12 protein-coding genes are annotated in these 13486 nt (G+C 75.0%); 8 read left to right on the top strand and 4 right to left on the bottom strand.

The window, feature by feature from the left end:
• Positions 1-36: 36 nt before the first annotated feature.
• From TNCT1_RS23815 to TNCT1_RS23825, 3 genes are all read left to right on the top strand, one after another.
• Positions 37-786 carry a GntR family transcriptional regulator gene (locus TNCT1_RS23815; RefSeq protein ID WP_143635513.1) on the top strand — a complete coding sequence of 250 codons (750 nt, stop codon included), beginning with the start codon at positions 37-39 and terminating at the stop codon, positions 784-786.
• Positions 787-812: 26 nt separating this feature from the next.
• On the top strand, positions 813-1964 hold the full coding sequence (locus tag TNCT1_RS23820) for a type ISP restriction/modification enzyme (protein WP_143635517.1): 1152 nt from the start codon (positions 813-815) through the stop codon (positions 1962-1964).
• Positions 1965-2063: 99 nt separating this feature from the next.
• Positions 2064-3260 (top strand): CaiB/BaiF CoA-transferase family protein, encoded by a 1197-nt coding sequence (locus TNCT1_RS23825; protein ID WP_143635519.1) that lies wholly within the window; start codon positions 2064-2066, stop codon positions 3258-3260.
• Positions 3261-3351: 91 nt separating this feature from the next.
• Here TNCT1_RS23825 and TNCT1_RS23830 read toward each other — a convergent pair whose 3' ends face one another.
• The 3 genes from TNCT1_RS23830 to TNCT1_RS23840 all read right to left on the bottom strand — a co-directional run bounded on the left by TNCT1_RS23830 (position 3352) and on the right by TNCT1_RS23840 (position 5153).
• The gene (locus TNCT1_RS23830) at positions 3352-3621 is read right to left on the bottom strand and encodes a hypothetical protein (protein WP_143635522.1); all 270 of its coding nucleotides are present in this window, start codon (positions 3619-3621) and stop codon (positions 3352-3354) included.
• Positions 3622-3747: 126 nt separating this feature from the next.
• Complete coding sequence (locus TNCT1_RS23835; protein ID WP_143635525.1) at positions 3748-4557, bottom strand: anti-sigma factor domain-containing protein; 810 nt, start codon at positions 4555-4557, stop codon at positions 3748-3750.
• Positions 4554-5153: a sigma-70 family RNA polymerase sigma factor gene (locus TNCT1_RS23840; protein WP_235902853.1), complete on the bottom strand. Its 600-nt coding sequence runs from the start codon at positions 5151-5153 to the stop codon at positions 4554-4556. Before TNCT1_RS23840 ends, TNCT1_RS23835 begins: the two co-directional genes overlap by 4 nt.
• Before the next feature lie 158 nt (positions 5154-5311).
• Here TNCT1_RS23840 and TNCT1_RS23845 point away from each other — a divergent pair, with 158 nt between their 5' ends.
• The 3 genes from TNCT1_RS23845 to TNCT1_RS23855 all read left to right on the top strand — a co-directional run bounded on the left by TNCT1_RS23845 (position 5312) and on the right by TNCT1_RS23855 (position 10225).
• Positions 5312-6853, top strand: a complete 1542-nt coding sequence (locus TNCT1_RS23845; protein ID WP_143635528.1) for a DUF4331 domain-containing protein — start codon at positions 5312-5314, stop codon at positions 6851-6853.
• Positions 6854-6947: 94 nt separating this feature from the next.
• A complete protein-coding gene (locus TNCT1_RS23850; RefSeq protein ID WP_143635530.1) occupies positions 6948-8531 on the top strand; it encodes a lipopolysaccharide assembly protein LapB in 1584 nt (527 codons plus the stop codon).
• Positions 8528-10225 (top strand): nickel transporter, encoded by a 1698-nt coding sequence (locus TNCT1_RS23855; protein WP_143635532.1) that lies wholly within the window; start codon positions 8528-8530, stop codon positions 10223-10225. The genes TNCT1_RS23850 and TNCT1_RS23855 overlap by 4 nt, the downstream gene beginning before the upstream one ends.
• A gap of 172 nt (positions 10226-10397) precedes the next feature.
• On the opposite strand, the gene TNCT1_RS23860 is transcribed toward TNCT1_RS23855, so the two are convergent.
• On the bottom strand, positions 10398-11204 hold the full coding sequence (locus TNCT1_RS23860; RefSeq protein WP_143635534.1) for an SGNH/GDSL hydrolase family protein: 807 nt from the start codon (positions 11202-11204) through the stop codon (positions 10398-10400).
• A gap of 353 nt (positions 11205-11557) precedes the next feature.
• On the opposite strand from TNCT1_RS23860, the gene TNCT1_RS23865 reads away from it, so the two are divergent.
• Complete coding sequence (locus TNCT1_RS23865) at positions 11558-12652, top strand: DUF5925 domain-containing protein (protein WP_143635536.1); 1095 nt, start codon at positions 11558-11560, stop codon at positions 12650-12652.
• Positions 12653-12710: 58 nt separating this feature from the next.
• The gene (locus TNCT1_RS23870) at positions 12711-13481 is read left to right on the top strand and encodes a DUF72 domain-containing protein (RefSeq protein WP_143635538.1); all 771 of its coding nucleotides are present in this window, start codon (positions 12711-12713) and stop codon (positions 13479-13481) included.
• Positions 13482-13486: the final 5 nt, after the last annotated feature.

Here is a 13486-nt window from a genome sequence, read left to right on the forward strand (position 1 = left end):
TTGCACCGAACGATCCCGAACAGGTACGGATAGCCCGTGACCTCCTTCGCCCCGGATTCGATCGTCCTGAACCGCAAGCTGCCGCTGTGGTACCAGGTCTCGCAGTCGCTGCGCGCCTCGATACTGGGCCGCTCACCGCGGGACCCGCTGCGCCTGCCCACCGAGGAGCGGCTCGCGGAGCACTACGGGGTGAGCGTGCTCACCATGCGCCAGGCGCTGAAGGAACTGGAGGACGAGGGGCTGATCAGCCGCCACCGGCGGCGCGGCACGTTCATCGAACCCGATGCGCGGCGCGGCGCCCCGGTGCGGCTGCTGGGCTCGGTGGACGCGATCGTCGCCCAGCAGTCCGGCATGACCACCGAGCTGCTGGAGCAGGGCAGCACCCCGGTGACCGGCGAACTCGCCGAGCACTTCCCGGACCTGGCGGAGGTGGCGACGTACCACCGGCTGCGCAGCGACGAGAAGACCGGCGAGCCGACCAACCACGCGCGCAACCACGTCCGGCCCGAACTCGCCGCCCGCATCGACGTGCGGGACCTGGTGCGCTGGCCGATGACCAAGGTGCTGCGGGACGTCGCGGGCGCGGACATCAGCCGCATCACGGACACCGTGGAGGCCCGGCTCGCCGACCCGGAGACCGCGCGGCTGCTGCGGGTGCCGCTGCTCAGCCCGATCCTGCACTACACCGGCGTGACCTACGACACCGCGGGCCGGGCGCTGGACGTGGTGGTCATCCACTACCGGGGCGACCGCTTCTCCTTCACGGTGACCCTGGACGCCACCTGACCCGGCCGTCGCCGGCAGGCTCTACGATGCCCAGCGTGACGCACGACGACGCTCCGCCGCTGGCGGACCTCATGCCGTGGTCCGTCGCACCGCCGCGGCCGGGCCGCGCCTGGCCGACGGCGCCCGACCCCGGCTCCCTGCGGGCCCGCTGGGACGCGCTGCTCCGGGCGGCGGGTCCGGAGCGGGAGGCCCTGTTCGAGCCGACCCGCTCCCGCACCCCGCACTCCGCGGTGGGCCAGCTCCCCGGCCAGTCCACCGGCACCGAACGGCTGGCGCGCGCCGAGGGCCCCTGCGCGGAACCGGTGCGGGTGCTGGCGGCGCCGTTCGACGAGCAGTGGCTGATCCCGGACCACCGGCTGCTCGACGCGGCCCGGCCGGAGCTGTGGCGGGTGGCCGGCGAGCGGCAGGTGTTCGTGGTGGAGACCGGCGACGGCGGCCCCCTGCTCGCGACCTCGCTGCTGCCGCTGCTGCGCCCCGGCCGGATCCGCCCGCTGTACCGCCGCCCGGACGGCACGGAGCCGAACCTGGCGCCCGGCCTGCTGGACCATCTCGCCGCCCTGCTGGGTGAACGCCCCACGGCCGTGGACGTGCTGGCCTGGATCCTGGCGGCGGCCCGCCCCGATCTCACCGTCCCGCTGACGCGGGACGCCGAGGTCTGGACCGCGGGCGTGGAGCTGGGCCGGCGCGTGCTGTGGCTGATGCGCCGCGACGGCGAACGCCCCAAGCTGCCCGGCGGCCGCCGCCCCTACGTCCGCGCCCCGCTGCCCGCGCGCCCCCTGACCCTGCACTACGACCGCGAGGAGGAGACGCTGCACCTCGACGACGGCCGCATCTCCCCCGTGCCGCCGGAGGCCTGGGACTACGAGGTGGCCGGGGTCCGGGTCCTGCAGGCCTGGTTCACGGCCCGTACCGCGCCGGCGGCGCCGGGCACCCTCTCGGCGATCCGCCCCGCCGGCTGGCCGCAGGCCTGGACGTCGGAGCTGCTGGAGCTGGTCACGGTGCTGACCCTGCTGGCGGAGCTGCGTCCAGGGCGGACCGCCTTCGAGGTCACCTCACCGGTCACCGCGGCCGGGCTGCGGCGCGCGGGCGTCCTCCCGGTCCCGGCCTCCGCCCGCCGCCCCGCCTCGGTCCTGGACCACCAGGAGGAGGGCCCGGACGGCCAGTTCGCGCTGCTGTAGGGCCTGTCCGACGATGCGCGCCGGATCAGCCCGCGGCGTCCGGTGCCGTGCGTCGCAAGGGGCTGACAGGACCGCCGGTCAGGGGAGATCATCCGGCCCATGGATCAACTGCCGCTGCCCCTGGAGGGCATCACCGTCGTCGCCGTCGAGCAGGCCGTGTCCGCGCCCTTCGCCACCCGGCAGCTCGCCGACCTCGGCGCCCGGGTCGTCAAGGTGGAGCGGGTCGACGGAGGTGATTTCGCGCGGGGGTACGACACCGCCGCCGGCGGGCTCGCCTCGCACTTCGTGTGGTGCAACCGCGGCAAGGAGTCCATCGCCCTTGACCTGAAGGACCCGCGCGGCCTGGCGGTGGTGCGGCGGCTGGTCGCGGAGGCGGACGTGTTCGTGCAGAACCTGGCCCACGGGGCCGCCGCCCGGCTGGGGCTGGACGCGGCCACGCTGTGCGCGACGCACCCGCGGCTGATCGCCGTGGACATCTCCGGGTACGGCGGTTCGGGCCCGTACGCGGACAAGCGGGCGTACGACATGCTCGTGCAGTGCGAGGCCGGTCTCGTGTCGGTGACCGGGACACCCGGGCAGCCGGTCAAGGCGGGCATCCCGGCGGCGGACATCGCGGCGGCCATGTACGCCTTCTCCGGTGTGCTGGCCGCCCTGGTCCGGCGCGGCGTCACCGGGCGGGGCGGACCGGTGGAGGTGTCGATGCTGGAGGCGCTCGCGGAGTGGATGGGGCATCCCCTGCACCACGCGATGCACGGCGGAGAGCCGCCGGCCCGCACCGGGCTCGCGCACGCCGTCATCGCGCCCTACGACGCCTATCCGACGGCGGACGGCGGACGGGTGCTGCTGTCGGTGCAGAACGACCGGGAGTGGCGGCGGCTGGCGGAACAGGTGCTGAACAGACCGGAGTTGGGAACGGACCCGGACTTCGCGACGAACGCGGCCCGGGTGGCCAACCGGGCGCGGACCGACGAGCTGGTGGCACGGGAGCTGGCCGCGCTCGGCGCCGACGAGGCGCTGGACCTGCTGGAGAGGGCCGGGATCGCCTGCGCGCGGTTGCGCGACCTGCACGAGCTGGCCGGCCACCCGCAGCTCGCGGCCCGGGACCGGTGGCGTCAGGTGGGTACGCCGGCCGGACCGCTGAAGGCGCTGCTGCCTCCCCTCACGCTGCCGGGCGGGGAGGAGGCACGGATGGGCGACGTGCCCGCGCTCGGACAGCACACCGAGCCCCTGCTGCGCGCCGTGGGGATGACGGACGGCGAGATCGCAGCATTGCGCCGGGACGGTGTGGTGGCCTGAGCGCGGGCCCCGGACGGGTCCGGGTCCGCCGGCCCGCTCGGGGACCCCGCGGGGCCTCGCGGGGTGCGCTCGGTGTCGGCTCGGTGCCGGCTCAGTGCCCGCCGAACAGCGAACGGCGCAGCCGGCGCAGCGGCGCGAACAGGGAGACCCGGCTGACCCGCCGGCCCCGGTCGCTGCGCTGGTGCGGGGTGTCGCGCGCCGTCAGCTCACGCATCAGCGAGGTGGCCTCGACCGTCTCGACCTGCGGTATGGCGGGACCCGCCAGCACCGCCAGATGGCGGTCGAGGCGCGAACTGGTCGCGCTGCTCCCGCAGGTGATCGCAGGAACCCTGGCCCTGCTGCGCACTGTTATCTGCTCCATGTCACTCCCCACCCGTACGAGTCCACCCGGCCCGGGCAGGGTAACCCTATCGCCCCGGTGGAGCACCCGTGTATCTCGCCCACAGGATTCACCTTCCCCACAAGGAGGTTGACCATTCGTCGCTGACTACTCTCCGAATCCGACCACTTTCAGGGTGAGTTGAGCAACCGGCTGACCAGTGGGCTGCGCCGATCCGCCGTCGGGCTCGACGGTCACGGCGAGTGACGTCGAGGATCTGCCGAGACCCTGGGCGACCAAGGGCGTGTCGCCCGCGAGGAGGCCCAGCGAGCGGGGCCGCGCATGGGGGCGCATGACCCAGAGCTGGTGGACGCGGCCGCCGGAGGGGGCGCCGTACCCGCTGAGGGTGACGACGGCCCGCCCCTCGGATACGGAGGCGATCACTCCGATACCGCGGCCCCGGCCGTCCCCGCTCGCCGCGGCCCGGGCGTCGGGCGCCGCGAGAACGTGGGCGATCTCACGTGCCCGTGCCTGCTCGGCGTCGAGCCGGTCATGGGTGCGGCCGGCCTGGACCGCGAACAGCGAGGCGACGACGAGGGCCGCGGCGGCGGTCGCCGTGGCGAACGGGACGAACAGGGGGCGCGACCGGGGCGTACGGGTGCGCGGCGGGGGCTGGCCGCCCCAGACGTGCGGGGGCAGCCGGGTCGCGCGCTCCCCGGCGGGCGGCCGCTCCTGGGCGGTGGTGCGGACGGCGGCCAGGACCCGGTCGCGCAGGGCGGCCGGCGCCGGCTCGGCCGTGGACCAGGCGAGGCGGACCGCGTCCTCGGACAGCGCCCGCACCTCGGCGGCGCAGCGGTCGCACCTGCCCAGGTGCTTCTCGAAGCGGCGCCGTTCGCCGGGTCCGAGGGCGTCGAGCGCGTGGGGCGCGGCGAGGGAGTGCGGGTCCTCACGGCCCAGCAGGCGGCCCAGCGGGCTCACGCGGCACCTCCCAGGCACTCGCGCAGCCGGGTGAGCCCGTCGCGCATCCGGGTCTTGACCGTGCCGAGCGGCAGTTGGAGCCGCTCGGCCACCTCACGGTAGGTGTAGCCGTCGTAGTAGGCGAGGGTGACGGACTGGCGCTGCAGCGCCGTGAGCCGGTTCAGGCAGCGGCGCACCCACTCGCGCTCCAGTCCGGCCTCCACCTCCTCGGCGACCTGGTCGAAGGCCGGTTCCCCGGCGCGCAGGGCCTCCCGCTGCTCGCGCTCGCCGGCCGCGCGTGCGCTGCGCACCCGGTCCACGGCGCGGCGGTGGGCGAGGGTGAGGATCCAGGACAGGGCGCTGCCCCGCCGTGGGTCGAACCGGCCCGCCGAGCGCCAGAGTTCGAGCAGCACCTCCTGTGCGACCTCCTCGGACTGCGCGGGATCGCGCACCACGCGCCGCACCAGCCCGAACACCGGCCCGGACACCAGTGCGTACAGGTCCTCGAACGCCCTGTGGTCCCCGTCCGCCACGAGCAGCAGCAGTTCGTCCGCCCGCGCCCCGCTCCCCGCTCCGTGACCGCATCCGGTCCGGCCCCCGCCTCTGACTCCACGCATCCGCACGAGCGCACACCTCCGGCGGTTGATACGCATCCGGGAGCCGAAAACGCGGGTCCCGCGGGACCCGAAAGAAATTCCCGCGCCGACCAATCCGGCCGGCGAACCCGCTCCGTATACCCGTCCGTCGGAGCAAGTCGGCACTGAGGACGGACGGCATGACACCTCTCTTCTCCAGGAGCGGCACCGGTCGCAAGGGCCTGGTCACGCTCATCTGTGGCGCGCTGGCCGCCGGCGGGCTCGCGGCCGCCGGCGTCGCCACGCTGGAACCCGGGGCGGCCTCCGCCTCCTCGCACCGCGAGGCGCCGCTGATATCGGGCACACCGCAGTACGACAACACGGACCTGTACGCGTTCGTCAGCCCGGACAAGCCGGACACCACGACGATCGTGGCCGACTGGATCCCGTTCGAGGACCCGGCCGGCGGCCCGAACTTCTACACGTTCGCGGACGACGCGCAGTACGACATCCACGTCGACAACAACGGTGACGCGCGGGACGACCTGCTCTTCCGCTACACCTTCAGGACGCACACGAAGAACGGGAACACGTTCCTGTACAACACCGGTCCGGTCACCAGCCTGGACGACCCGGACCTCAACGTCACGCAGACGTACGACATCGACCTGGTCCGGCTGAGGAACCAGCACGTGGTGTCGCGGACGAAGCTCGCGGACGACGTACCGGTGGCGCCGTCGAACGTGGGCAAGGCGTCCATGCCGGACTACGGCAAGCTGCGCTCGCAGGCCGTGTACAAGGCGGCCGGCGGTGCCGCGACCTTCGCCGGCCAGGCCGACGACCCGTTCTTCCTGGACCTGCGCGTCTTCGACCTGCTGTACGGGGGCAACCTCACCGAGGTCGGCCGGGACACGCTCAAGGGCTACAACGTCAACACCATCGCGCTGCAGGTGCCCAACGACCTGATCCGCGAGTCCGGCCGACAGCCGGTGGTCGGCATCTGGTCGACCACCCAGCGCCGCAACGCGCAGGGCTACTACGCGCAGGTCTCGCGCCTGGGCAACCCGCTGGTGAACGAGGTCGTCAACCCGCAGAAGGACAAGGACCGGTTCAACGCCTCGCAGCCCTCGTACGACGCCCAGTTCCTGAAGAACGTCACCGGCCCGGAGCTGCCGAAGCTCATCGAGGGCATCTACAAGATCAAGGCGCCCGCCGAGCCGCGCGACGACCTGGTCGACGTCTTCCTGAAGGGCGTCAAGGGCCTCAACCAGCCGCCGAACGTGAAGCCTTCGGAGCAACTGCGGCTGAACACCTCGATCAAGCCGGCCATGCATCCGAAGCGGCTGGGCGTCCTGGACGGCGACAACGCGGGCTTCCCGAACGGCCGCCGGCTCACCGACGACGTGGTCGACGAGGCGCTCCAGGTGATGGAGGGCGAACTGGTCGGCGCCAAGAACGATCTGGGCGACGCGGTGGACGAGAACGACAAGAAGTTCGAGAAGTACTTCCCGTACGTCGCCCAGCCCACCGCCGGTTCGCGCGGCGCGCTCGCCAAGGGCACCGCCGAGGGCGCGGACGTGCGCAGTCAGCTCGGCGACGCGCTGCGGCCGGCCGGGGCGGGCTCCGCCGGCTCCGGGAACGCCGTGCTGATCGCCGCCTCGGCGGCCTCCGGCGCGGCCGGCGTCCTGCTGATCGGCACCGCCCTCGCCTGGTGGCGCCGCCGGATGCGGCGCCCGTACTGACACACCCCCGAACCGGCGCGGCCCGTTTCCCTTCCCCCACGGCGGGCCGCGCCCTCCGCTTTTCGAACCGGCACCAGGCGATCCAGGAGACGGCATGGCCCCGCGCACGAACGACGAGCAGACCGACGGGCGAACCGCCCGCACGGCCGGGCCCGGCGCCCCGCCGCCACCCCGCACCGAACCCGCACCGCCTGCCGGCACCGCATCCGCACCGCGGCCCGGGGCCGCGTCCGCGCCGCCTCCCGGCACCGCACCCGCACCGCGGCCCGGGCCCGGCGCCGGGCCGGACGGGGCGCGGGGCGCGGCGGGGGCTGACGAGCGGGTGGCCGCCGTGCGGCGGGCCCGGGCCGCCGCACGGCGGTGGCGGGCCGCGCGGCTCGCGGGGCCCGCGGTGCTGCTGGCGGTCGCGCTGACCGGCGGCGCGATCGCCGCCGGGGCCCTGCGGGACGGCCGGGCGCTGCCGGCGGCGGCCTCCGCCGCCGTCGACCCCGGGCTGCTGGGCGGCGGGAACCTGGACGCCGCCGTGGCCGCCCTGCAGGCCCATCTTCGGTCGCAGCCACGGGACCACGGCGGCTGGGCGACCCTCGGTCTGGCCTACGTCGAGCAGGCGCGGACCAACGGCGACCCGGCCCGCTACCCGCAGGCCGACAAGGCTCTCGCGCGCTCCCTGGCACTGGCGCCCGGCGACGACCGGGCGCTGGCCGGCCGGGCCGCCCTCGCCGCCGCCCGGCACGACTTCGCGGGCGCGCTCGGCTACGCGGACCGGGCGCTGCGGCGGAACCCGTACAGCGAACGCGCCCTGTGCTCCCGTGTCGACGCCCTGGTGGAGCTCGGCCGGTACGCGCAGGCGTCGCGGGCCGCCCGCACGGCGGACGAACGCAGGCCGGGCGTGCCGGTCTTCACCCGGTACGCCTACGTGCGCGAGCTGCGCGGGGACGTGGCGACGGCCCGGCGGGTCCTGCGGCAGGCCCTCGACGCGGCCGCCTCGTCCGGCGACGTCGCCTACGTGGCCGCCCAGCTCGGCCAGCTCGCCTGGAACCAGGGGCGGTACGCGTCCGCGCTCCGCTTCTACGCCCGGGCTCTGGCCGCCGACGACACCTATCTGCCGGCGCTGGAGGGCCGGGCCCGGGCCCAGGCGGCGAGCGGGCACCGGGACGAGGCGATCCGGGGGCTGCGGACCGTGGTCGCCCGCTATCCGCTGCCCGGGCCGCTGGTCGCGCTCGGCGAGCTGTACGAGGCGCGCGGCGCGGCCGGCGACGAGGCGCAGGCGCGCGAGCAGTACGCGCTGGTGGACGCCTGGACCGCCCTGGCCAGGGCCAACGGCGTCGACGCCGACCTGGACACCGCGCTGGCCGCCGCCGACCACGGGGACAAGGCGTCCGCGCTGCGCGCCGCCCGCGCCGAGTGGGACCGCCGGCGCACCGTGCACACCGCGGACGCCCTCGCCTGGGCGCTGCACGTCAACGGCCGTGACCAGGAGGCCCTTTCACCGGCCCGCCGGGCCACGGCCACCGGCTACCGCAACGCCGTCTTCCTCTACCACCGCGGCATGATCGAGCTGGCCACGGGCCGCACGGCACAGGGCCGTGCCTCGCTGCGGGCGGCGCTGCGGCTGAACCCCGGCTTCTCGCCGCGGGGCGCGGCCGAGGCCCGGAAGGCGTTGGGGGGCGCCGAGTGACGCTCCGCCGCCCGGCCGCCCTGGCGGCGGCCGTCCTGACCGCCGCCTGCGGCCTCGCGCTGCTGCCCGCCGCGACGGCGAGCGCGCACCCTCTCGGCAACTTCACGGTGAACCGGTACGACGGCCTCGTCGTCGCCCCCGGCCGGCTCCGCGTGGACCACGTGGAGGATCTCGCGGAGATCCCGGCGACCCAGGCCGGGCCGGCCGTGCGGCGGCTGGGCCTGGACGCGTGGGCCGGGCGGCGGTGCGCCGCGGCCGCCGCGGACAGCGCGCTGACCGTGGCGGGACGCGCCACCGCGCTGTCCCCCGCGAGCGCGCGGGCCCGGCTGCGGCCCGGGCAGGCGGGGCTGCACACCCTGCGTCTGGAGTGCCGGTTCACCGCGCCGCTGCCCGGGGGCAGGCCGCTGGCCCTCCGCTTCCGCGGCGCGGCGGCCGGCGGCCCCGGCTGGCGGGAGGTCACCGCGCGCGGTGACCGGATGACGCTCACCGCGACGGACGTGCCGGGGCGGTCGGTCTCGCACGAGCTGACCACGTATCCGAAGGACCTGCTGTCCTCGCCGGCCGACACCGCCGGAGCCTCGCTGCGGGTGCGGCCCGGCGGACCGGCCCTGGCCGAGGAGCGGCAGGACGCGCCCGGCGCGGCCGTGCTGCCCCGGGGCGCCGACCGCTGGACCCGCGCCCTGGACGATCTGGTGGCCCGGCAGGACCTCACCCTCGGCTTCGCCGCGCTGGCGCTGCTCGTCGCCGTGGCCCTCGGCGCCCTGCACGCCCTGGCCCCGGGGCACGGCAAGACCCTGATGGCGGCGACGGCGGCCGCGCGCGGGGGCCGGTCCCGGGTCCGGGACGTGCTGCCCCTGGCGGCGTCGGTGACGGTGACCCACACCCTCGGCGTGGTCGCCCTCGGTCTGCTCGTCACCGCCGGTTCGGCGGCCGCGCCGTCGGTGATCGCCTGGCTGGGCGTGGCCGGGGGCGCGCTGGTGCTCGCGGCGGGCGCCGGCCTGGTGCGCCGGGCCTGGCGCGAGCGCGCGCTTCGGTATGCGCACCCGCGGGCCCGGCCCGTGCCGGAGCAGGCCCCGCCGGCGCTGGTGGGCGCGGCCCGGGAGGCCGCCGGCGCCGAACGCCCGGACCACGGCCGCCACCACGACGGCCATCACCGTCACGGCCGGCACGAGCACCACGACGGCCATCACCATCACGGCCGGCACGAGCACCACGACGGCCATCACCATCACGGCCGGCACGAGCACCACGACGGCCATCACCACCGTCCCGACGAAGAACACCATCACCCTCATTCCGGCGGTGTGGTGCACACCCATGGCGGTCACACCCACAGCCATCCGACCGCCCCGACCCTGCGCGGCACGATCCTGCTCGGCTTCGCCGGCGGTCTGGTGCCCAGCCCCTCCGCCGTGGTCGTCCTGGTCGGCGCCGCGGCGCTCGGGAAGGCCTGGTTCGGGCTGCTGCTGGTCGTGGCGTACGGCGCCGGTCTGGCGCTGACCCTGACGGCGGCCGGGTTCGCGGTGGTCCGGCTGGGGTCGGGCGTCGCCCAGGTGCTGGAGCGGCGCCCGCGCTGGACGTCCCACCCGGTGGCCGGGCTGCTACGCCGCTCCCTGCCGCTGGCGTCCGCGCTGACCGTCGTCGCCCTGGGCGCCGGTCTGCTGCTCAAGGGGGCCGTGTCCGCGGCCGGCTGAGCCGGCACCGCCGTGGACACGGGCGCCTCGCGCGGCCGTTACCGGTGACCGGTACGACCGCGCGGAGACCCCGTCAAACGGGGTCTCCGCGTCAGCTCCGGGCTCGCCCGGGGGGTTCACTCCCACGGGTCGGCCACGGAAGGGCCTTGTCCGACGGCCTCACCCGCCCGGCTCAGGCCGCGTTGGTGAGCACCGGCAGGTAGCCACCGGACTGGCCGGCCGCCGTCGGGTGGTACGACTCGCCGATGTCGAGCCAGTTGACGCTGTGCAGCCAGGAGCTGCTGGAGCAGATCTCGTGGCCGGTGAACGTGGTGCGTACGTCACCGAAGACGAAGTTGTGGTCGAGGGCGCGCTTCTGGACGGCGTTGTCGAGGTAGTCGGCCGCGTCGTTGATCGCGGACCGCTTGGTCTCGGAGAGGCCGAGGCAGGTCTGCCCGAGCTTGTAGAAGCGGGGGTAACCGATGACGACGACCCGGGCGGTGGGGGCTTTGGCGCTGATCGCGTTGTAGACGGCGTCGAGCTTGCCGGGGAGCGTGGAGTCGACGTACGCCCTGGCGGTGTTGATCTTGGCGAGGCAGGTGCTGTCGGACGAGGTCACACAGGTCGTCATGACGTCGGCGAAACCGGCGTCGTTGCCGCCGATGCTGATGGAGACCAGGCCGGTGGAGGAGTTGAGCGAGCCGAGCTGGTTGGCCAGCACGTCGTCGGTCTTGGCGCCCGAGCAGGCGTTGAAGGCGAACGAGGACGGGCTGTGGGCGGCGTTCCACAGGTACGGGTACGCCTTGGTGCTGCGGTCGCAGCTTCCGCTGGAGCTGATGTAACTGCCCGAGCCGACCCCCGAGGAGTAGGAGTCGCCGAGCGCCACGTAGCCACCGGTCACGGCTGCCGAGGAGGCCTGCGCCGTGACGGCCCCGGTGAGGGAGAGGCCGGCGGCGAGGAGGAGCGAGGTCACGAATCCGGTAAGTCGGGAACGTCTCATGGAACCTCCGTTTAGCAGGATCTCTGCCGTAACTGTCGTAGCAACTACGCGTGTTGACTGGAAGTGTCCATGCCAAAAACTTTTTCGGGCTCAACGACTTCTCACCACCTCTCGACGCAATCACCCCAGGACGTTCACCGCCGCCCTCTTGCGCGCCGGTGACCCGGCCGCCCCGCGGAGCGCCCTCGCGGCCCCGCCGGTCCGCCGCCGCCACGCCCGCGACGGCGCTCATGACGACCCGTCAACGAGCACGGCGGCCGCCGGGTCCGGGGCTCGCGGCAGGCGTGTGGACACCTGGGACAAGGGGTGGAAATGCCGTGCGCGGAGGGCATCGGTGCCGGATCATGGCGGGCATGTCTGCGAACCCACACGACGCACTGCCGATCCGGCTCCACGTCGACGACTCCGACTCGCCGTCCGACGTCGTCGACGCGCTGTTCCTCGGCCGCTTCGCGACGGGCGAGCAGCCGTACTCGCACGCGGTGAACATCGACCGCGTCCGCTCCGGCGCGACCCTGCTGCCGGAGGGCGCCCGGGTGCTGCGGGCGGCCCGCGACGACGACCGCAGCGCCACCCTCGCCGAGGGCGACGGCTGGACACTGCTGGTCTCCCGCTGGAACCGGGGCGCGGACGTCACGGTGACCGCGACCACCGCCGAACTGGCGAAGACCGTCCTCGACCGGGCGACGGACGGCGCGGCCGACGAACCGGAGCCCCAGCCGGAGAACGTGACCATGGGCTTCTGGTACGTCTCCCCGCGCCGCGGCCCGCACCGCACCACCCGGCAGATCTCGGCGGGCACCTGGGACGAGATCCGGCCCAACTACACGGCGCCGGTGGCGGACGCGATGGACCGCCTGATGAAGACGACGCCGGAGGACATCGCCGGCCGCCTGCTCCTGCTGCACGGGCCGCCCGGCACCGGCAAGACCTCCGCGCTGCGCACGCTCGCCCGCTCCTGGCGCGACTGGTGCCAGGTGGACTGCGTGCTCGACCCGGAGCGGCTCTTCTCCGACGTCGGCTACCTGATGGACATCGCGATCGGCGAGGAGGACGCGGCGGGCAAGGGCCGCTGGCGGCTGCTCCTGCTGGAGGACTGCGACGAGCTGATCCGGGGCGAGGCCCGGCACACCGCGGGGCAGGCCCTGTCCCGGCTGCTCAACCTCACCGACGGCCTGCTCGGCCAGGGCCGCAACGTCCTGGTCGGCGTCACCACCAACGAGGACCTGGAGCGCCTGCACCCGGCCGTCGTACGGCCCGGCCGCTGTCTGGCCCGCATCGAGGTGGGACCGCTGAGCCGCGCCGAGGCGGCCGGCTGGCTCGGCACCGAGGAGGGCGTCGGCCGGGACGGCGCCACCCTGGCCGAGCTGTACGCGCTGCGCCGGGGCACGGCGCCGACCTCGGTTCCGGGAGCGCGGGACGGGGCGGACGCGGGGCTGTACCTGTGACCGGCGGCCCGGTGGCGGCGGACCTGTCGGCAGCGGATCCGGGTGCTTTCATGGCCGTATGACCGTGTTCGTTGGCACCTCGGGATGGCAGTACAAGGACTGGCGGGAGGTCGTCTACCCGGCCGGCGTTCCGGCGCGGCTGTGGCTGGAGGAGTACACGCGCCGGTTCCTGACCGTGGAGCTCAACAACGCCTTCTACCGGCTCCCGTCGTACGACAACTTCGCCGCCTGGCGGGTGCGGGTGCCGCCGGACTTCGTGGTCGCGGTCAAGGCCAGCCGCTATCTGACCCACATCAAGCGCCTGCGGGAGCCGGAGGAGCCGGTGCACCGGCTGATGACCCACGCGGCGGGCCTGGGCGACCGGCTGGGCCCGGTCCTCCTCCAGCTCCCGCCCACCCTGCGCGCCGACCCGTCCCTGCTGGACGCCTGCCTGGCCTGCTTCCCGCCGGGCACCCGGGTCGCCGTCGAGCCGCGGCACGACTCCTGGTGGACGGCCGAGGTGCGCGAGGTGCTGTCCTCCCGGGGTGCCGCCCTGTGCTGGGCGGACGTCCTGGCCCGCCCGGTCACCCCGCTGTGGCGCACCGCCGGCTGGGGCTACGTCCGCTTCCACCAGGGGCGCGCCCAGCCCTGGCCGCGCTACGGCAGGCGGTCCCTGGAGACCTGGGTGGACCGCATCGCGACGACCTGGCCCGAGGGCGAGGACGTGTTCGCCTACTTCAACAACGACCCCGGCGGTGCGGCGGTCCAGGACGCGGTGACGTTCGCGCGGGCGGCGCGCAGGGCGGGCCTGGCGGCGACCCGGACCCCGGAGCCGGCGCCGGCGCGCTGACCGCC

Origin of the sequence: Streptomyces sp. 1-11 (assembly GCF_007176755.1) — a bacterium.
GTDB lineage: Bacteria > Actinomycetota > Actinomycetes > Streptomycetales > Streptomycetaceae > Streptomyces.